Origin of the sequence: Thalassobellus citreus (genome assembly GCF_044385915.1) — a bacterium.
GTDB lineage: Bacteria > Bacteroidota > Bacteroidia > Flavobacteriales > Flavobacteriaceae > Thalassobellus > Thalassobellus citreus.
The window spans coordinates 159,031-179,813 of sequence record NZ_JBISCC010000121.1; the positions used below are offsets into that span (position 1 = coordinate 159,031).

Annotated in this window: 13 protein-coding genes; 4 read left to right on the plus strand and 9 right to left on the minus strand. The window is 31.3% G+C overall.

Features of this window, described 5'->3' with window-relative positions; translation table 11 throughout:
* Nucleotides 1-15: 15 nt before the first annotated feature.
* Both yidC and pyrG read right to left on the minus strand, forming a co-directional pair.
* The gene (yidC, locus tag ACH5TX_RS06825) at nt 16-1,908 is read right to left on the minus strand and encodes a membrane protein insertase YidC (protein ID WP_439338784.1); all 1,893 of its coding nucleotides are present in this window, start codon (nt 1,906-1,908) and stop codon (nt 16-18) included.
* Between the two features lie 120 nt (nt 1,909-2,028).
* Entirely contained in the window at nt 2,029-3,642 is a 1,614-nt protein-coding gene (gene pyrG, locus ACH5TX_RS06830) for a CTP synthase (RefSeq protein WP_439338785.1), read from the minus strand.
* A 256-nt stretch (nt 3,643-3,898) separates the two neighbouring features.
* Here pyrG and ACH5TX_RS06835 point away from each other — a divergent pair, with 256 nt between their 5' ends.
* Nucleotides 3,899-4,324 (plus strand): HIT family protein, encoded by a 426-nt coding sequence (locus ACH5TX_RS06835; RefSeq protein WP_439338786.1) that lies wholly within the window; start codon nt 3,899-3,901, stop codon nt 4,322-4,324.
* A gap of 73 nt (nt 4,325-4,397) precedes the next feature.
* On the opposite strand, the gene ACH5TX_RS06840 is transcribed toward ACH5TX_RS06835, so the two are convergent.
* From ACH5TX_RS06840 to bshC, 5 genes are all read right to left on the minus strand, one after another.
* The gene (locus ACH5TX_RS06840; protein WP_439335385.1) at nt 4,398-4,625 is read right to left on the minus strand and encodes a DUF3820 family protein; all 228 of its coding nucleotides are present in this window, start codon (nt 4,623-4,625) and stop codon (nt 4,398-4,400) included.
* A gap of 2 nt (nt 4,626-4,627) precedes the next feature.
* A complete protein-coding gene (locus tag ACH5TX_RS06845; protein ID WP_439338787.1) occupies nt 4,628-6,565 on the minus strand; it encodes a LysM peptidoglycan-binding domain-containing protein in 1,938 nt (645 codons plus the stop codon).
* A 284-nt stretch (nt 6,566-6,849) separates the two neighbouring features.
* Nucleotides 6,850-8,385 carry a glutamine-hydrolyzing GMP synthase gene (guaA, locus tag ACH5TX_RS06850; RefSeq protein WP_439338788.1) on the minus strand — a complete coding sequence of 512 codons (1,536 nt, stop codon included), beginning with the start codon at nt 8,383-8,385 and terminating at the stop codon, nt 6,850-6,852.
* A gap of 63 nt (nt 8,386-8,448) precedes the next feature.
* Nucleotides 8,449-9,819 (minus strand): pyridoxal phosphate-dependent decarboxylase family protein, encoded by a 1,371-nt coding sequence (locus ACH5TX_RS06855; protein WP_439338789.1) that lies wholly within the window; start codon nt 9,817-9,819, stop codon nt 8,449-8,451.
* A 3-nt stretch (nt 9,820-9,822) separates the two neighbouring features.
* Nucleotides 9,823-11,427, minus strand: a complete 1,605-nt coding sequence (gene bshC, locus ACH5TX_RS06860; protein ID WP_439338790.1) for a bacillithiol biosynthesis cysteine-adding enzyme BshC — start codon at nt 11,425-11,427, stop codon at nt 9,823-9,825.
* Nucleotides 11,428-11,712: 285 nt separating this feature from the next.
* On the opposite strand from bshC, the gene ACH5TX_RS06865 reads away from it, so the two are divergent.
* The 3 genes from ACH5TX_RS06865 (at nt 11,713) to ACH5TX_RS06875 (ending at nt 16,602) form a co-directional block, all read left to right on the plus strand.
* Nucleotides 11,713-13,248 carry a PhoX family protein gene (locus ACH5TX_RS06865; protein WP_439338791.1) on the plus strand — a complete coding sequence of 512 codons (1,536 nt, stop codon included), beginning with the start codon at nt 11,713-11,715 and terminating at the stop codon, nt 13,246-13,248.
* Nucleotides 13,249-13,329: 81 nt separating this feature from the next.
* Nucleotides 13,330-15,141: a cytochrome c peroxidase gene (locus ACH5TX_RS06870; RefSeq protein ID WP_439338792.1), complete on the plus strand. Its 1,812-nt coding sequence runs from the start codon at nt 13,330-13,332 to the stop codon at nt 15,139-15,141.
* 192 nt (nt 15,142-15,333) lie between these two features.
* Nucleotides 15,334-16,602: a carboxypeptidase-like regulatory domain-containing protein gene (locus ACH5TX_RS06875; protein ID WP_439338793.1), complete on the plus strand. Its 1,269-nt coding sequence runs from the start codon at nt 15,334-15,336 to the stop codon at nt 16,600-16,602.
* A gap of 8 nt (nt 16,603-16,610) precedes the next feature.
* On the opposite strand, the gene bshA is transcribed toward ACH5TX_RS06875, so the two are convergent.
* Nucleotides 16,611-17,747: an N-acetyl-alpha-D-glucosaminyl L-malate synthase BshA gene (gene bshA / locus ACH5TX_RS06880; protein ID WP_439338794.1), complete on the minus strand. Its 1,137-nt coding sequence runs from the start codon at nt 17,745-17,747 to the stop codon at nt 16,611-16,613.
* Nucleotides 17,748-17,782: 35 nt separating this feature from the next.
* Entirely contained in the window at nt 17,783-20,698 is a 2,916-nt protein-coding gene (locus tag ACH5TX_RS06885) for a serine hydrolase domain-containing protein (protein WP_439338795.1), read from the minus strand.
* Nucleotides 20,699-20,783: the final 85 nt, after the last annotated feature.

The window sequence follows — 20,783 nt, forward strand, 5'->3', positions numbered from 1 at the left end:
TATATGTATTCGTAATTATTTACGTTTATTCTGTGCTTGCTTTTGTTGTTCTGCCTGCTCCATCATTTCAGCCATTTTCTTTTGAAACTTATTCTGCTTTTTAGGCTGTTTCTTTTTCTCTTGAATTTGAGCATGAATTTTATCTTCATCAAGAATATAATTCTTAATAACTAAAATAATTCCGATACTAATTAAGTTTGAAATAAAGTAATACAAACTTAATCCTGATGCGTAGTTATTAAAGAAAAACAACATCATTATTGGAGAGAAATACATCATATACTTCATCATTTTAGCCATATCTGGCATCCCTTCTTGTTGTGGTTGTGCTTGCATATTTTGTCCTGTTGTTAAACGCATATAGAAGAAAATTGCAATAGACGCTAATAACGGGAACAAACTTACGTGGTCTCCGTAAAAAGGAATTTTAAATGGTAAATTTAATATCGTATCATATGATGATAAATCGTCTGCCCATAAGAAGCTTTTTTGTCTTAAATCAAACGCCGATGGGAAGAATTGGAATAACGCATAAAACACTGGTAGCTGTATTAAAGCTGGTAAACATCCTGCCATTGGACTTGCTCCTGCCTTAGTTTGTAACGCCATTGTTTCTTGTTGCGCTTTCATTTTATTGTTTTTATGCTTTTCGCGAATAGCATCTAATTCTGGTTTTAGAATTTTAAGTTTTGCTTGCGATAAAAACTGTTTATACTGAACGAAAGACATTAACAGTTTTATAGAAATTGTCATAACTATAATGGCAATTCCGTAAGGTAAAAAGCCTCCTAAAAATGCGAAAAACGGCATAAATAGATAGCGGTTAATAAGACCAAAAATACCCCAACCAAATGGTACAATCTCATCTAAATTTCTATTATAAGCATGTAATGTTTTATATTCATTTGGCCCATGATACAAATCCATTGATTGATTAATTTCTCCACCTTGTAATTGCAAAGGTATTGTAGCTTCAAAATTCTTAGTATAAAGCGTATCAACATCTTCATCTTTTACTAAATTCTCAGCTTTTATATTTGCTTTTTTAAATGGCGAATCAGTTAATAATACAGATGAAAAGAAATGTTGTTTAAACCCTATCCAAGATACATCTTCTAGTTCTTCATCTGCATCTCTTGCGCCTGTATAATCAGCTTTTCCATTTTCATGATCGTAATGTATATCTGTATATCTATTTTCATAAGAAATACTTTTTGCATGACGATATCCTTTAAGGTTCCAATCTAAATTAATAGCTTGAGATTGATTTATAACATCTCCTAACCCTTGAGAACGCACGGTGAATCCCATCATATAATCACCTTCTTTTAACTCATAACGGTATTCTAAGAACTTTGTTTCTGAAGCTTTTAACTTCATAGAAATCACAGTAATATCACCGTTTTTAGTAACAGATGATATAAATGGTAAATCTTTAGTGTTTAAAATTCGGCTATCCGAAGTTCCAAAATTAATATTGAAAGACGCATTATTATCTTTTATTAAATAAATTGGCACTGAATCGTAATTTACAAACTGTTTTAATTTTACTTCAGAAAGGTAACCACCTTTATTACTGAATTTTAAAGCCAATAAATCACTTTCAACTACCGTTTCTTCAATAGTTGAGTTAATTGCTGAATAAGCAAAAGCACCTAATTTATTTTGTAATTTAATTTGTTGAAGAGAATCGACTTGAGAACCAACTACAAAATCATTGGCAGTTACAACTTTTGTTTGCTCTTGAGCTTTACTTTTTTGTTCTGCCTCAACCTGTTCTTGTTTTGCTTTTTCTTGCGCCTCAAGTTCTTCTGGTGTAGGCTGATTTTGCCAAAGCATATAAGCTAAAATTCCGAAAATAAGTACAAAACCTATTATCGAATTAATGTCTAATTTCTTTTCTTCCATGTATTTTCAAATTTTAGACCTGTTAAGTTTTGTAACCTAACAGGTCTTTTTAAATATATAATATTATGCTTATGTCAAAAATGTGTCCAATGTTTCGTTTTGTGACATTCTGGCATTTGCTTATTTCTTTTTACTATCTAATGCCGCTTTAACAAAGGCTACAAATAAAGGATGTGGATTTGCCACGGTACTCTTATATTCTGGATGATATTGAACACCAACAAACCAAGGATGCTCAGGAATTTCTACAATCTCTACCAAGCCTGTCTCTGGGTTTAAACCAGTAGCCAACAAACCTGCAGCTTCCATTTGCTCTTTATATTTGCTATTAAATTCATAACGGTGTCTATGGCGTTCTTTTATGCTTTCGGCTTCATATATATCGCGTACTTTACTTCCAGCTTTTAAATCGCAATCCCAAGCTCCTAAACGCATGGTACCGCCTTTGTCTGTAATTGTTTTTTGGTCTTCCATTAAACCAATTACAGGATTGTTTGTGTCTTCATCCATTTCGGTAGAATTTGCATCATTAATGTTTAATACATTTCTAGCAAACTCTATAACTGCCATTTGCATACCTAAACAAATTCCTAAAAATGGAATATTGTTTTCACGCACAAACTTAATAGCTGTAATTTTTCCTTCTATACCACGTTCTCCAAAACCAGGAGCTACTAAAACACCATCTAAATGTCCTAGTTTAAGTTTTATATTATCATCATTTAAATACTCAGAATGTATAGATTCTATATTAACTTTAACTTCATTTTCTGCTCCCGCATGAATAAAAGCTTCTAAAATAGATTTATAAGAATCTTGTAATTCTACATATTTACCAATTAACCCAATAGTAACATCGGTTTTTGGATTTTTATAACGGTGTACAAACTTATTCCATATAGAAATATCTGGCACCGAACTATTTAAACCTAATTGTTTAAGAACCACTTTATCTAAGCCTTCTTCTAACATTAAATTAGGTACATCGTAAATAGTTGATGCATCAATAGATTGTATAACGGCTTCTTCCTTAACATTACAGAATAAAGCTAGTTTTCGACGTAAATCTTTTGGTAAATTATGCTCTGTTCTACAAACTAAAATATCGGCTTGCACCCCACTTTCCATAAGTGTTTTAACACTATGTTGCGTTGGCTTGGTTTTTAATTCGCCTGCAGCAGATAAATAAGGCACTAAAGTTAAGTGAATAACAATACCGTTATTTTCTCCTAAATCCCAACGCAATTGACGCACAGCTTCAATGTATGGTAAAGACTCAATATCACCAACAGTACCTCCTATTTCGGTAATAACAATATCATAATCGCCAGATTTCCCTAAAATTTGGATACGTTCTTTAATTTCGTCTGTAATATGAGGAACCACCTGCACTGTTTTACCTAAAAACTCTCCGCGACGTTCTTTTTGAATAACACTTTGATAAATACGACCAGTAGTTACATTGTTTGCTTGACTGGTAGGTACGTTTAAAAAACGTTCGTAGTGCCCTAAATCTAAATCGGTTTCTGCACCATCTTCCGTTACATAACACTCACCGTGTTCGTAAGGGTTTAACGTTCCTGGATCTACATTTATGTATGGATCTAATTTTTGAATAGTGACTCTATAGCCTTGAGCCTGTAATAGCTTAGCAAGTGATGCTGCTATAATACCTTTTCCTAATGAAGATGTAACTCCTCCGGTTACAAATATATATTTTGCTGTATGTGTCATGTTGCGCTTATAAACGCAGGCAAATTTACAAAATTAAAACAGTTATTCTCGAATAAGTTTTTAGTTATTTATTGTTAATTTTCAACAATGAATAACTAAGGAATATTAGTACTTTTCTACCTTCTTTTTTAATTTAATTGACTACTTTAGTTATGCTTTTATTATGAGGTTTATTAATCCATTTATACTTCACTATTGTGCATCACACCAATAAGATAAGCAATTAACAATTTTTATAAAGAAAACAAATATTATTATGCCAACACCTATTTCAGAATGCCTGTACTGTCAAAACAATGATACATTACATAGTTTAATGATTAAAATATGCGATTTAAAAGTGTCTCAACTCTTTTTATTTAAAGAACAATCTTATTTTGGTCGCTGCAATGTAGTTTATAAAGACCATGGCGTTGAATTTCATGAATTAAGTAATGAAGAACGCAATGCCTTTATGGAAGATGTAGCAACTGTAGGAAAAGCAATTACCGAAGCTTTTAACCCAACAAAGGTAAACTACGGTGCTTATTCTGATACACTTTCTCATTTACATATGCACATTGTACCAAAACACAAAGATGGTTATAAATTTGGAGGTGTTTTTGAAATGAATCCACAAAAAACAACACTTTCTGATTCTGAATATGCAGAAGTTATTGAAAAGATAAAATCTAAGTTATAATTATATAGTGTAACTTGACATGAAACGGTTTCATGTCAAGTTACTATAATTCATTTACTAATTTCTGAAAAATTTATTTAGGATATTGTTTTTTAATATTCCTAATTAAATCTTCTAAGCCATTCAACTTAAGCTCATACACTTGCTTAAGCATATCTCCTAATTTTCCTTTAGGAAAGCCTTTTTGATTGTACCAAACCACATAATACTCTGGTAAATCTATTAAGTACCTATCTTTATATTTTCCAAAGGGCATTTTAGTATGCGCCAAGGTTATAAGAAATTGTTTGTCTGGAATCACAATTATTGTTTTACCTCAACAATAGTTAAATCGTCATATTTAACTAAATACACGGTATCATTATAATACCCACCAAACATTTTCTTTTTGTAAGCAAATTTATTTTCAACGTATTCTGTAAGAGGTGCGTTGTTTACTGATGCATATAAGTCATCTGAAGACACCAAACGCAATACAACATCCATAGTTAAATCGAAACCTTTTACAGCCCACTTGTTAGGCGTAATATTATATAAACAACTGTAGTTATTTACAAAAAAATTATTCTCAGTTTCATTATAAGCCTTTGTTGTACTTGCAAAATGAAACTGTAATTTTGATAAATTTTCATTTGAAACTTCATCATCTTCAAACGCTCTATTTTTGTTAGTAGTAACTAATACAATATCAATAGCAGGTTGATTTTCTTCTGTATTTTCTTTTTGAATTAAAGACGCTAAGACACTAGTAACATTAGACACAAAACCAGCATTTTTTGTTTCTAAAAACACAATATTCTCTCCGGGTTTTAGTGCATTTTTTATAGCATCAACAGAAACATAATACTTGTCTTTTCCTGTTTCTTTATCTTTTTTAGACTCTATTAAAGTAGCAAAATTAAATTCGCGTTTAATACCATTTGCTACTTCTTTATTTTCACTATCATAAATAGCAATTACATGTTTTACCAAAGAATCTCTTCTTACGTAATTTATAATCTTACTTTTTAATAAATCATCAGAAGGTCTTGATTGAAACACATTATCATATAACTTTAAGTTTGTTCCTATAGGAGAGACAACTGGAACGTTATATTGACGTAATTTTGAAGCTGCTTTCTCAAAATTAAGAGGCGTTAAAGGCCCTATTACTGCGTTTACATCTTCAAAATTATTATCTTCTATAATTCTTGCTACTTCACTTGCTTCTCTTTTTGTATCATATACATCTACTTTTAGAGAAATTCCTAACTTTTTTAAAGAATCAATAGCAATTAATACTCCCGAATGAAAATCTAAAGATGCACTTAAATAAGGGTCTTTTTTTATACTACGTCTAGTATCTGTAACGGAATCAAAATCAACACGATTTAATCTAAAAGGTAACATAATCGCAATATGCTTAGAACTAAAATCAGAAATACTATCGGTTAAATTAATGCTTCCTGAATCTGCTTCAATAATACCATTTGCTAAGTTAGAATAGGGTATTTTTAAAATCATGCCGTTTTTTAAACCTGTTTCTTTTAACTCTGGATTTAAAGTTTCTAACTGAGATTGATTTAAACCTAATTTAAGTTTTAATCTATAAAAGCCTTCTTTAGGCAATACTTTATAATAGCTAAATTGCTCGTCTACTACTTTTTCTTGAGTTTCATCAAGGTTTGGCACATTAATTTCTTGTCCTTCTTTTAATACATCTCCCATTTCTGGGTTTAATACTTCAAGTTCTTCTAGAGTTATACCAAACTTATATGCAATACGCCACTTTCCTTCTTTGGGTAATACTGTATATGTTTTAGTTGCTTTATTTTCTTCTACAACTTCGGTTGTTTTAAATAAAGGAATTTGAAGTTTATCGCCTTTTCTAAGCGGATTTGCATATAAAAACTTATTATATTTTTTTATATCATCTTGACTTATATTATAAAGTTTAGACAAACTATATAAAGTCTCTCGTTTTTTTGTTCTATGGTTTTTAAAGCCTTGTAATTCTTTTACAATAGTAACTTTTGGCTTGTTTGCTTTAGAAATAGGAATTATTAAAACTGTATTTAGTTTTAATTCTTTTTTAGCATCTGGGTTTAGACTATAAATATCGAAAGGTGTTACATAATAACGCTTTGCGATACCTTCTATGGTTTCTCCTTTTTTAACTTGGTGGGTGCTAAAGTTTTGTGCATTTACTGTATTAAAACTAAATAACAGTACTAAACATAAAACGGAAAAAAATTTAATCATCTAATTATTTTTTTTATTGCGTTAGGGATGGCAGTGGCATCCTTTTATTTTTTTACGATATATTAAATACATATAGCATGCCAAAAAAATAAAAGATATAACGAACAGCCCGCCAATATTTTTAAGTTGACTTATTTATATACGTTCATTTTGTATAAATAAGTCAACTTAAAATTAATAAATATAGTTTGTAAATATTGGAACGCCCAAAATCCTTCAATAAAATTGATTGTTACAACTATACTTTATAAGACACAAAATAGATTAAAAAGTCACGGTATGTTTTATTCCCACTCGATGGTTGCTGGTGGTTTTGAACTGATATCGTAAACTACTCTATTAACGCCTTTTACTTTATTTATTATATCGTTTGATGTTTTTTGAAGAAACTCGTAAGGTAAGTTTACCCAATCTGCAGTCATTCCATCTGTACTTTCAACCGCTCTAAGTGCTACACATTTTTCGTAAGTACGTTCATCGCCCATAACACCAACACTATTTACGGGTAGTAACATAGCGCCTGCTTGCCAAACTTTGTCATACAAGCCCCATTCTTTTAATCCGTTAATAAAAATAGCATCAACTTCTTGAAGCATGGTTACTTTTTCGGCAGTAATATCTCCTAAAATGCGAATTCCTAATCCTGGTCCTGGAAATGGATGGCGACCTAAAAGCTCTGGATCAATCCCTAAAGTAGCTCCAACACGTCTTACTTCATCTTTAAAAATAGCACGAAGTGGTTCTACAATTTTAAGTTTCATAAAATCTGGCAACCCACCAACATTATGATGACTTTTAATAGTTGCCGAAGGCCCTCCAGTGGCAGAAACACTTTCAATAACATCTGGGTAAATGGTTCCTTGTGCTAACCATTTTACGTCTTCTAATTTATGTGCTTCATCATCAAAAACTTCAATAAAAGCATTACCAATAGCTTTACGTTTTTTCTCAGGATCTTCAATACCTTTTAATGCTGCTAGGAATCTTTCAGAAGCATCAACGCCTTTTACGTTAAGTCCCATGCCTTCGTACTGATTTAACACACTTTGAAATTCGTTTTTACGAAGCAGTCCGTTATTAACGAAAATACAATATAAATTCTTGCCAATAGCTTTATTTAAAAGTACAGCTGCTACTGTAGAATCTACTCCACCAGATAAACCTAGTACAACTTTGTCGTTTCCTACTTTTTCTTGAATGGCTTCTACGGTTTCTTCAACAAAAGAATCTGGTGTCCAATCTTGATGTAAACCTGCTATTTTAACTAAAAAGTTTTCTAATAATTGTTTTCCATCTGTTGAATGATATACTTCTGGGTGAAACTGAATAGCATAAGTGGTTTCACCTTCAATTTTATAAGCTGCATTTTCAACATCATTAGTACTTGCTATTAAAACACCATTGGTTGGTAATTGTTTAATAGTATCACTATGACTCATCCATACTTGGCTTCCTTCGTTTATATTAGAAAAGAAAGCTTCATCACTTTTTATAAACGATAAATTAGCACGCCCGTACTCTCTTGTATTAGACGGTGCTACATTACCTCCTGAAAAATGAGCTAAATACTGCGCACCGTAACATACGGCTAGCATTGGTTTTTTTCCTCGAATTTCAGATAAATCTGGATGTAAAGCGTCCTCGCCTCTTACAGAGTTTGGACTACCAGAAAGTATAATAGCTTTATAGCTTTCTATATTGGTTGGAATTTTGTTAAATGGGTGTATTTCGGAGTATATGTTGAGTTCTCTAACTCTACGGGCAATAAGTTGTGTGTATTGCGATCCGAAGTCTAAAATTAATACCTTGTCGTGTTGCATGCGCAAAAATAGTAATTGATTTTATATTGACGAATTTGGATTCGTAATTTTTTAAATAAATTTTTATTGCATTGAATCTAAAATCATTTCAATGTCTTTTTCTGTGGTGTCTGGGTTGATAAAACAAAAGCGCGATACGGTTTCAAAAGCATCGCCGTTTTTCCATTTAGTAGGTGTTACTAAAGCAAAACCATTTTTGTGGTTCTCATAAGTCCAATGTGTATAATCTTCAAGTTTCCATCCTATTCTTCTGTATAAAACACAAGATAAACTAGGTTCTCGTACTAACTCAACATGTGGGTTTTCTTCAATCATTTTACCTGCGATTTGTGCTAATTCCAGACCGCGCTCTACGGCTTCTTTGTATCTATCTGTACCATGCATGGCTAAAGAAAACCACAAAGGCAACCCTCTAACACGACGTGTTAATTGTATTTGATAATCGGTTGGATTAAACCCGTGAGCACCTTCGTCTTTAAAAATATCTAAATAAGATCCTTGTTGTGAATGCGCATTTTTAGCTAATTCTGGTTCTTTATAAATAACAGCACCACAATCGTATGGTGAAAACATCCATTTATGAGGATCTATAGTAATACTATCAGCTTTTTCAACACCGTTAAATAAATGTCTTACAGAGTCAGCTGCCAAAGCACCACCACCATAAGCTGCATCAATATGAAACCATAAATTTTCTTTTTCGCAAATAGTAGCAATACCTTCTAAATCATCAATAATACCTGCATTGGTTGTACCTCCTGTACCTACAACAGCAAATAAACGCTTGCGTTGATCTTCTGTTAGAGAATCTATAGCTTCTTGTAATTCTTTACCATGTAATACATCTTCTGTATCAACTAAAAAAACATCGACATCAATAACTTTTGCCATAGATTTAATAGACGAATGCGCTCCAATAGATGTAATAATAAGTCCTTTTTCGCCTTTAAAATTGTCATTTTCTCTCCAATGTTCACGAGCCGTAACCATAGCAGATAAATTTGCTGCCGTACCACCACTAGTAAATACTCCAAAAGCGCCTTCTGGCATACCTGTTAAAGAGACAATCCATTTCATGGCTTCGTTTTCGCAAAAAATACCACCTGCACCTTCCATCCAATACGCGCCATGTATACTAGAAGCCGATGTTACTAAATCGAACATAATAGCTGCTCTTGTTGGAGCTGCTGGTACGAAAGCTAAATTCCTAGGATGATCTACAGGAACATTGGCTTTCATTAAATGTTTTTTCCATAATTTTAATGCGTTCTCTCCGCCAATACCATCTTCGGTTATAGTCTCTCCTACTAAAGCTTTAAGCTCTGCTTCTTTTTTGGGTTTTCCAATTTTTGGATTAGTTTCAGAAATTCTGCTAATGGCATATTTCATAATATCCATAGTCATTTCAACTAATTCAATATCTATTTTGTGCATTGATTATAATGTTAATATGATAAATTCGCCTTGTAAAGGCTTTAAGGTTTCTATAAGTTTAGGGATTAATTGGTCTCCATATTCTAAGTAAAATTCAGAGAAGTTTGTATTACGCTCTTGTAAACTTTGATTAGGAAACAACTCATTTTGAATATCAGTCATTCTTAAAACTTGATCTGACAATTTCTTTTTTTGAGCTTTAAGCAAGCGTTTTTCTAGTGTTTCGAGTCCTTTTATCTGCTTAACTTCTTGAGCTTTTACAGCGCCTAAAAAAGATTTATCAGTTTGTTCGGCAAGTTTAAACAATGCTTCAAACTGATTCTCTAAGGTTTCTTTTTGTTTAGAAAAATCAATTTCTATATTCGATATTTCTCTTACTTTTTTATTAATAAAAGTATCTCGCTTTAAAAACACATCTTCATCAGAAATGTTTAGATTTTGAAGTTTTTTAGATTGACTCTCTGATTTAATTAAAACCGAATTCCGCAAAAGCAGCATTGGAAATGGCACGTTCACTTTATTAAAAAATTGCTTTAATTGAAACCAATATGCAATTTCACCGCCACCACCTACATAACAAAGGTTTGGTAAAATAACTTCTTGATATAACGGACGCATAATAACATTAGGTGAAAACCTTTCAGGGAAGTCTAACACTTCTTTTAGTATTTCACTCTTGCTCCATTGTATATCTGTATTAAGTACTTTATAAATACCATCTTCAAAAACAATGCGTTCTCTTAAATTTTCTTTTAAATAAAATAAATTTATGTCTCTAGGGTTTACCTGAATCCCATAAGATTCGTTAGGTAATGCACTAATTCGCTTATTGGTTTCAGATACTTCTTTAAAAGATGTTTGATTCAATAATTCATCTTCTATAAAAGGAATGAATTGCTTTTTTAAACCTTTATCATTAGCGTCAATAATAACTAATCCGTAGTCTTTAAATAATTCATTAGCTAAAAAACGCGTGGCATCGGCTAAGTTTTGATGTTTTAAATAAGCTTTCTCAAAAAGTTTTTTTAAATATTCGGCATTTTTGGTGGTACCTAATTCTTTTGATAATAAATTAAAAACAGCTTCTAACCCGCCTGTATTTAAATCTCCTACCGCTCCACTAGCGTCTTTATTCCAATGTACTTTCTTTCCTTTAAAATTGAAATAGTTTATTTCTTCAAAATCATGATCTTCAGTAGCCATCCAATAAATAGGCACAAAATTAGATTCAGGATATTTTTCTTTTAATTGATTTGATAAGTTTATTGTTGATACAATCTTATATAAAAAATAAAGCGGTCCTGTAAATAAATTTAGCTGATGCCCTGTAGTTACAGTAAAAGTATTTTCTAATTGTAAGCTTTTAATATGTTGAAGCGTTAATTCTGAAGCTTCTAATGTTTTGTATTGATTTGATAACGCTTCAACTAAAGCAGTACGCGATTGTAATTGAAACGACGCTTGTTTTTCTTCAATTTGAGTTTTAAAATTTTCTATTATTGGAAACCTTTCATAAAACGGCTTCAATTCTAACTTTTCTTCTAAATAATCACAAATTAAGGAAGAAAAATAGCCTGTTTTTTTAAATGAAATACAATCGGTTTGCATATTGAAAATTAGAAAAAATTAGACTACAAATATAGAGTTAATCAATTTTGAAATTCTAAAAATTTAGTTAAGAATTAAATAAAAAAAAAACAAGTATCAGTATTTTATCTTATACCTAAAAAACCCGCTTATTTAGAATCATTATTCATATTAATGTTCTTTTAACATAGATAACTTTACAATAACCCATAGTTAATTAAACCACCTTAATTGCTTAACAATAAACATCAATTCAAATTATAGTTTTGGCAAAGATTAATTAACCAAAAATTATAAAATTAAATCATGAACAAATTACTTAAACTATTTGTATTACTTTTTGTTTTAACCTCATCATCGACTATACTAGTTAGTTGTGATATTGAAGATGGTAAAGACGGTATTAACGGTGTTGACGGAAAAGATGGTGTTGACGGGGAAGATGGAGAGAATGGAGAAGATTTCACACCTTCTATAGATATGTTTTCTAATAAATCTTCATTAGATCCATTAGTAAAAATGCATTCAGATTTTAGCACTGTAGAAACCTTTTCTTTAATTAGTTCTACTGATGTGCTTTCTGACGGGTTTCGTCTTGTAGGTGCACAAGATGGTGCAGGATTTTTAAAAGACGGAGAAAATTATATTTATGTAGTAAACGCTGAAGACGATCATGCTGTATCTAGAATTCACCTTGATAAAGACTTAACTCCAGTTAACGGAGAATGGTTATTAAATAATGGTGTAGCAGATATGGCTAGACAATGTTCTGGAACCATGTGGGAAAAAGCTATTCATGGTGGAGATAAAGACTTATTTTTATCGGCTTCTGAATCTATTCATTATGTTGTAAAAGGTATTGATCCTTGGATTGAAACCCCAACACCAACTGCTGATTTTGGACTAGATGCTTTAGGGCAATTTTCATGGGAAAACGCAGTACCATTACCAAAAGATGCGTTTTCAGGAAAAACGATTATTATTGGTGGTGATGATGATTCTAGCGGATCTGAAGGCCAAGTAACCATGTACTATTCTGAAAATGGTGATGCTGATTTAGAAAATGGAAAAATTTATGTTTTAAAATTCAAACAAATTTCTGACGGTTCTGGTGGTATTATTGATGCTACTGCTAATACAACATATAACGAAGGAAGCCTTGATTTTGGCAAAACTTACGATGTCGAATTTGTAGAAATAGTTGACGGAGCTTCTTTAACAAAAGACGAAATGGAAACTGCTTGTACAAATGTAAACGCTTCTCAATTTATGCGTGTAGAAGATGTTGATTATAAAAAAGGTAGTGATACCGCCAATGGAAGACAAGTATATTTTAATGTTACTGGAAAAGGTCCTGGTGCAGGCACATACAACGATTGGGGAACTGTTTATAAATTAGTTTTAAATGAAACAAATCCTTTAGAAGCCAAATTAACTCAAGTTATAAGCGGAAATACAGACACGAATAATAAAGACGGAAACATTGCAGCGCTTCAAAGCCCTGATAATATTTGTGTTACCGAAAACTTTATTTACATTCAAGAAGATCCTAATTCTTTTAGTAGAGGACACGCTGCTCAAATTTATCAAACAGATTTAGATGGTAATAATGCTAAAGTTGTTTTAGAATTAAAAATCAATAGCAACTTATCTCCAACAGGAAGTTCTGACTTTTCTGGTGAGTTTGGTGCTTTAATAGATATTTCTGATAAGTTAGGTGTGCCAGATACATTCTTATTAAATCTACAACCTCATTACTGGAGAAGTGATGAGTTTTCAACAACTAGTTTACCTCATAATCAAGGTGGTCAAATTGTTTTATTAAAAGGTTTACCTAGATAAAACAAAAAAAATATTACACTTTAAAGAATCTTCATTTTTACAATGAAGATTCTTTTATTTATAAAAATTCTCATTCTAGTTATGTATCAAAATTTTAAAATATTTATTCTCTTCTTAGCGTTCATAACAATAAGCGCCTGTAACAAAAAAAAAGACAGCATACCTGTTGTTAATTGGTCTTTTGCTCAAAACTATTATTTAAAAAATATTGATATCGCAATAGCATATATAGATAGTTTAGAAACCGAAGGCATGAAAGGTAATAATGCTAAAAAATATTTCGCCTTATCTAGAGAAGCCTTTAAAAAAGCAGAACCATATGCTTCCTATTTAAATCCAGAAGTTGGACATCGTACAAACGGTCCAGCACTTCCTATTTATATGGACGATAGCGGCAAAGTCATAAAACCAATAGGCTATCAAAAAATTGAAGAAGGCATTTACGATCAGGAGACGCCCTTAGTCGATTTTAAGCAAGAATTATCTGTTCAAAAAGGCATGTTGCATGTGCTTAAAACTGAGGTAGAAAAAAGAGAACTAAATCCGCAACGATTTTTTATAGCCATACATCAGCAATTATTTAGAATTGTAAGCTTAGCAATTACTGGCTTCGACACCCCTATAAGCCATTTAGGGATTCATGAAACCATTGTATCATTAAAAAGCTTAAAAACCATTTATAAGAATACACTTAGACCTATTATAAAAAAGAAAAACAAAGCTTTAGATGACACCTTCGAAAACAATCTATTAAAAGCCATCGCTTTTATTAAAAAGAATGAAGACTTTAATACTTTTGACAGGTTTACGTTTACGCGAGATTACATGAATCCTATTACTAGAAATTGGATCGAAATCAGAAAAACGTGCGATATTTGGGACCCAATAAACACCACACCATTTAATTTTGACGCGCCCACTTTTTTTGAAAACAATACGTTTAATATAAATTACTTCACACCATCAATCAATAAAAATCCAACAGAAAAGCAAATAAAATTAGGCAAAAAACTGTTTTCAGATCCAAAACTGTCTACAAGCGGAAAACTAGCATGCATTACATGTCATTTGCCTAGTAAGGGCTACACAACAAATGTTGCGCTTGATTTAGATAACAAAGGCAACCATTTACAAAGAAATACGCCTACACTTATAAATTCTGTTTTTCAAAAAAACTTCTTTTTAGACGGTAGATCTAACAATCTAATAGACCAAATTTCATCTGTATTTACTAACAATAAGGAGTTTAACACCAATGTTCATAAATTCTCAAATGCTATTTTAACAGATTCTACCTATATTAAATTATTTAAAGATGCTTTTGGAAAAATTCCTAAAAAAAATACAGAAGTCATAAGAGCAATCTCCTCATATGTTTCAACACTAAATGGGTTTAATTCAAAATTTGATAAAAATATTAGAGGTGAAGAAAATACTTTTTCAGATGAAGAAAAACAAGGCTACAATCTTTTTACAGGAAAAGCATTATGCGCAACATGTCATTTTATCCCGCTAACAAATGGAACAGTACCTCCATTCTTTAACGAAACAGAAAAAGAAGTTATTGGTGTTCCCAAAACAGCTAAAAACAAACAATTAGATGACGATTTAGGTTTTTATTCATTCTACAAAGAAGATATACATAAAGGAATGTTTAAAACACCAACTATCCGAAATGTAACTTTAACTGCTCCTTACATGCACAATGGTGTATATACTACTTTAGATGAAGTTATGGACTTTTACAATCAAGGTGGCGGTGCTGGTTTAGGTTTCGATTTACCACATCAAACCTTACCTTTTGATAATTTAGATTTATCTGAAGAAGAACAGGCAAGTATTATTGCTTTTATGAAAACTTTGACAGATAGCGATTTAAATGAAACCTACTAAATAACGTTACCTTCTAACTTTTATTTAAGGCACTTGAATCATTTCTGATTTAAGCGCCTTTTTACTTTTCATAATCAATATAACACATTACAAAACAACACATTAAAGTTAAAATTAACATAATACAGTATGTTTTATGCTTGGTTTTTCGTAATTTAATAGACGTTAATTTTTTATAAAACTAAATAAGTCATGAAAAACAAGCTATTCTTAACACTTACAGTATTTAGCGCGTTCTTTTTATGTAATATTTTAAACATAAATGGACAAACTATAGATTCATTTACTGAAATTAAAGGTAAAGTAATTGACAGTAAAACAAATGACCCATTAATATTTACAGATTTAGTTATTAAAGATTCAAATATCAGTACCATTTCTAATACAGATGGTGAATTTGTTTTAAAAATACCTATTACTCTAAATAATGACATACTTACGATTTCTCGTTTAGGGTATCAAAAAGAAGAAATCTTAATTTCTACATTAAAAAGTAATCAAAAAATCAAATTAACACAAGCTGTAACAGAACTAACTCCTATTAGTATTGCTACTTATACAGATGCCAAGGCACTTTTAAAAGAGACTCTAAAAAACAAAAGCTCTAATTACAATAACAACAATGCTTTAATGACGGCCTTTTACAGAGAAACCATAAAGAAAAGAAGAAAAAATGCTTCTTTATCTGAAGCTGTTGTGCAAATACATAAGAGTCCTTATGGTAGTGTAAAAAGAGATGGAATCGAATTAATAAAATCTAGAAAAAAAACTGATTATACTAAACTAGATACACTAGCTATTAAGCTTCAAGGAGGTCCTTTTAGCAACTTATATACTGATATTATAAAATACCCAGAGTATATTTTTGATAAAGAAGATATAGATTTATATGATTTTAGTTTTGATACATCTACCCAAATAAACAAAAACATGGTTTATGTGGTAAACTTTAAACAAAAGTTGGGTGTTACTACACCTCTATATTATGGCAAACTCTATATAGATTCTGAAACCTTAGCCTTAACAAATGCTGTTTACAGTTTAAATGTGGAAAACAAAGAACTTTCTAGCCGTATGTACATTCGTAAAAAACCAAGAAAAGTTGATGTATACCCTACTCAAGCGACTTACAGAGTTAACTATAGAACACAAAATGGAAAATGGCATTATGCCTATAGTAATATTTTACTAACATTTAAAGTAAATTGGAAAGGAAAACTTTTTAATAGTATATACACCTTAAATAGCGAAATGGCTATAACAGATTGGAAAACTAATGACACCAAGTTCGCAAGAATAAGAGAAAACATTATTAGGCCAACCACGATTTTAACTGATGAAACTTCTGGTTTTTCAGACCCCGAATTTTGGGGAGAATACAATATTATTGAACCCGAAAAATCAATTGAATCTGCAATAAAAAAAATTCAAAAAAAGTTAAAGCGTACCAAAACCATATAACAACATTACTACAATACGAGGCATTTAGCTAAAGTATCCTCATAAATAGCTTCGTATTGTGGTACTATGGCGTGTAAATCGAATTTTAAAGCTTCTGTTCTAGCATTCTTTTTAAATGTTTTTAAACGCTCTGAATCACTTAAAATATGCAATGCGTTTTTAGTCATATCATCTACATCACCAACATTACTTAAGAACCCAGAAACACCATGAATGTTAACTTCTGGTATACCACCTGTATTACTTGATATAACAGGTACACCAGAAGCCATAGCTTCTAATGCTACTAAACCAAAACTTTCAGTTTCTGAAGGCAATAAAAACAAATCACTAAAACAAAGAATTTTATCAATTTCATTACTTCTTCCAAAGAAAATTACTTTATCTAAAATACCTAATTCTTGACAACGAATCTCTATTTGTTCTCGATCTGGACCTTCGCCTACCAACATTAACTTTGCAGGCATTTCTTTTTGAATATTATAAAAAATAGAAATAACATCTTGTGCCCGTTTTACAGGTCGTAAATTACTAATATGTGTAATTATTTTTTCATCATCATTTGCCATCATAGCACGCTGACAATCTGTGAAATTATGATTATACTTATCTAAATCAATAAAATTAGGCACTACAGAAATATCGTTTTTTATGTCAAACAACCGTAAAGTATCGTCTTTTAAGCTTTGAGAAACTGTAGTTACTGCATCTGATTTATTAATACTAAATGTTACAGCTGGTTTATAAAAAGGGTGACTTCCAACAAGCGTAATATCGGTACCATGCAAGGTTGTAACAATGGGTACATAAACATCTTCTTCTATTAGCATTTTTTTAGCCATATACGCCGCATAAGCGTGCGGAATTGCATAATGCACATGTAATATTTCAATTTTATGAAGCTTAACCATATCTACTAACTTACTAGATAAAGCCAACTCATAAGGCTGATAATGAAACAATGGGTACTCTGGCACATTTACTTCATGATAATGCACATTATTACTTATTAACTCTAACCGCACAGGTTGATTATAGGTGATAAAATGCACTTCATGTCCGCGTTTAGAAAGTTCTAAGCCTAACTCTGTAGCAACTACACCACTACCTCCAAATGTTGGATAACAAACAATACCTATTTTCATAAAAATTTATTCTAAATTTTCAAGACTAACTTTTTTTATTCTTCAATCGCTTCGTAAATTAAGCGTTGTATTTCTGTTCTAATATTTTCTTTTAACAATAGATTTTTACCTGCATTTGGATAGGTTCTATTTGCTAAAAACACATATACAATTTCAGCATCTGGATCTGCCCAAGCATAAGTTCCTGTAAAGCCAGAATGCCCAAAGCTGGTCATTGACACACACCCACAAGTAGGCCCTTCATCACTTAATTGAGGTTTATCAAAACCAATTCCTCTTCTATTATTGTTTTCACAATAATAACAGGTATTAAATTTATCAAAGGTTTCTGAATTAAAATATTGTTTACCTCCGTAAAAACCTTTTTGCAAATACATTTGCATAATTTTAGCTACGTCATTGGCATTACTAAATACACCTGCGTGTCCGCCTACGCCATTTTGCATAGCTGCTCCCATATCATGTACATACCCTTGTACTTTTTGATGCCTGTAATAATCATCAATTTCAGTAGGTACAATCTTTTTATTACTTATTCTTCTATAAGGATTATACATGGTGTTATTAGCTCCCAATGATTTATAAAAATGTCTTTGTACTAACTCATCTAATGTTCTGTCGTAATAATTCTCAATAAATTTCTTTAAAATGTAATAAGGAAAATCACTATAACGGTATCTTAAGGTTTCAAGTAAGTCTGAATCTTTAATTATTTTCTGAATAGAATCCTGATAATCTGAACGTAAATACAAGTTTTTATATACTTCAATATTAAATTCGGCACTTCGTTCGCTTCTATAATACTTTTTACTAGGACGCTTAGTTATGGTATCTAATGTATGGTAATAAAAAGGTTCCCAAGGTCTTAATCTAGCATAATGCGATAACATTTTTTTTATAGTAACATTGGCTTTATTAGAGCCTTTATACTCTGGTAATATTTTAGATAATTTATCATCTAAAGTAACTACGCCTTGTTCTTCTAATTCCATTAAAAGTGGCAAGGTTGCTAGTATTTTGGTTAAAGATGCGACATCATAAATATCATCAAACGACACTTTTTCTCTACCCTTATAAGTATGCTTTCCAAAATTCTTATTGTAAATAACCTTACCTTCTCTAGCAACTAAAATTTGAATCCCTGGTGTCATTTTTCTATTTACAGCCATATTGGCAATAGAATCTATTTTATTTAATTTTTTTGAATTTACTCCTACTCGTTCTGGTATAGTATATCCTAAACGTTTTATTCCAAAAGAAGGAATACCTTCTCCTTCAACAAAATTATCGCCAGCAGATACCGGTAAATGTCCTTTTGCTCCTAAGGCTCCAAAAATAAGTTGCGCCGATTTTTCTTGAGCTATTCTACTATTTTGATAGCTCATTATAATACCTTCTATATTTTCAATAGATTTTAAATCCATTAACGCATATGGTTTTGCAAAAACATCTAAAACAACCGTATGTTTTCGAGCTATTTCATATAACCATACAAGTTCTTTATCTGTAAACTTATAACTTTTCCATGGGCTTTCATTAGACTTATGGAAACCAATAACAACGGTATTGTATGTTTGTAAACGCCCCATTAAATCATCTAAGTTATCGGCTTTAATTTCGTGTACTTTCGTGTACTTTTTTAGTTCATTAAAAAATACAGAACCATCAGCATCTCCCATTTTAACATAAGCTATATTTTTTGTTTCTAACTGCCGAATTGGTAATATAGCTGTCTTGTTTTGTAAAATAGTTAAAGCATTTTCAATAAGCTCTTCATACAACATATCATCTTTTAGTCTGTTCAAATCTTGAACCAAATTATGAATACCAATAGGTTCGTAATTATTTAGACCAACTTTATATTTTGCTTGAAGTATTTTTTTAACCGAATGTGCCAAACGAGCTTCTGTGATATCGCCTTTATTATAAGCTTCTATAATTTTAGAAACGCCAATACCAACATCTTCAGACATTAACATGACATCATTTCCTGCTTTAAAGGCTGCTAAATCTATATCGCCCGTTTCACTAAAATTTGCTGCACCTTTCATGGTAAGTGCATCGGTAAATATTAATCCTTGAAAACCTAACTGCTCTTTTAATATATCTGTTACAATATGCTTTGATAAAGATGAAGGATAGCCATCGCGAGGTTCTAAACTAGGCACATTTAAGTGTGCTACCATAACACTAGAAAGCCCTTCCTTTATAAGTTTCTTATAAGGATATAACTCAATAGAATCTATACGCTTTTCATTAAAATTAATAGTTGGTAATGTTTTATGAGAATCTTGATCGGTATCGCCATGACCTGGAAAATGTTTTGCATTAGCTAACACACCTGCTCCTTGCATACCTTTCATAAAAGCCAAAGCTTTTTCAGTAACATTATCACGATCTTCACCAAAAGAACGATTTCCAATAATAGGATTTAACGGATTGGTATTAATATCAACCACAGGTGCAAAATTAAAATGAACCCCTAAACGCTTACAATGCTCGCCAATATGCTTCCCTGTTTCTTCAATAAGCTTGTTATCTTTTATGGCTCCTAATGTCATATTCCAAGGAAATGCATAGGTAGAATCTAAACGCATGCTTAAACCCCACTCGGCATCCATTCCTATTAATAAAGGAATTTTAGAAAGTACTTGTAACTCATTATTTAACTTTGCTTGTCTAACGGGGCCACCATTGGAATAAATAATACCACCTATATGATGATCATTTATTAACTTAATAACCTTGTTTTTAGTAATATTATCTTGGTTAGACATAACCTGAACCATATACAGCTGTCCTACTTTTTCCTGTAATGTCATAGACGCATAAACACTATCAACCCATTTTTTTTGAGCATCAAAATCTTTAGCCCCTAAAGGATTAGTAATTGTTTGAGCTACAACTGTAAGTGTTATGAAATAGAAAAAAAGAGTATATATGAGGCGCATATGCAAGTATTAATTAGGCATGATTATTAGTAATATAATTTATACTAATAATCATGCCAAAATAACACTTTTAACAAGAAGATAA

Excerpts from the sequence above, each read along its gene's own strand:
- yidC (WP_439338784.1), bottom strand. The coding sequence starts at position 1,908 with ATGGAAGAAAAGAAATTAGACATTAATTCGATAATAGGTTTTGTACTT.
- pyrG (WP_439338785.1), bottom strand. The coding sequence starts at position 3,642 with ATGACACATACAGCAAAATATATATTTGTAACCGGAGGAGTTACATCT.
- ACH5TX_RS06835 (WP_439338786.1), top strand. The coding sequence starts at position 3,899 with ATGCCAACACCTATTTCAGAATGCCTGTACTGTCAAAACAATGATACA.
- ACH5TX_RS06845 (WP_439338787.1), bottom strand. The coding sequence starts at position 6,565 with ATGATTAAATTTTTTTCCGTTTTATGTTTAGTACTGTTATTTAGTTTT.
- guaA (WP_439338788.1), bottom strand. The coding sequence starts at position 8,385 with ATGCAACACGACAAGGTATTAATTTTAGACTTCGGATCGCAATACACA.
- ACH5TX_RS06855 (WP_439338789.1), bottom strand. The coding sequence starts at position 9,819 with ATGCACAAAATAGATATTGAATTAGTTGAAATGACTATGGATATTATG.
- bshC (WP_439338790.1), bottom strand. The coding sequence starts at position 11,427 with ATGCAAACCGATTGTATTTCATTTAAAAAAACAGGCTATTTTTCTTCC.
- ACH5TX_RS06865 (WP_439338791.1), top strand. The coding sequence starts at position 11,713 with ATGAACAAATTACTTAAACTATTTGTATTACTTTTTGTTTTAACCTCA.
- ACH5TX_RS06870 (WP_439338792.1), top strand. The coding sequence starts at position 13,330 with ATGTATCAAAATTTTAAAATATTTATTCTCTTCTTAGCGTTCATAACA.
- ACH5TX_RS06875 (WP_439338793.1), top strand. The coding sequence starts at position 15,334 with ATGAAAAACAAGCTATTCTTAACACTTACAGTATTTAGCGCGTTCTTT.
- bshA (WP_439338794.1), bottom strand. The coding sequence starts at position 17,747 with ATGAAAATAGGTATTGTTTGTTATCCAACATTTGGAGGTAGTGGTGTA.
- ACH5TX_RS06885 (WP_439338795.1), bottom strand. The coding sequence starts at position 20,698 with ATGCGCCTCATATATACTCTTTTTTTCTATTTCATAACACTTACAGTT.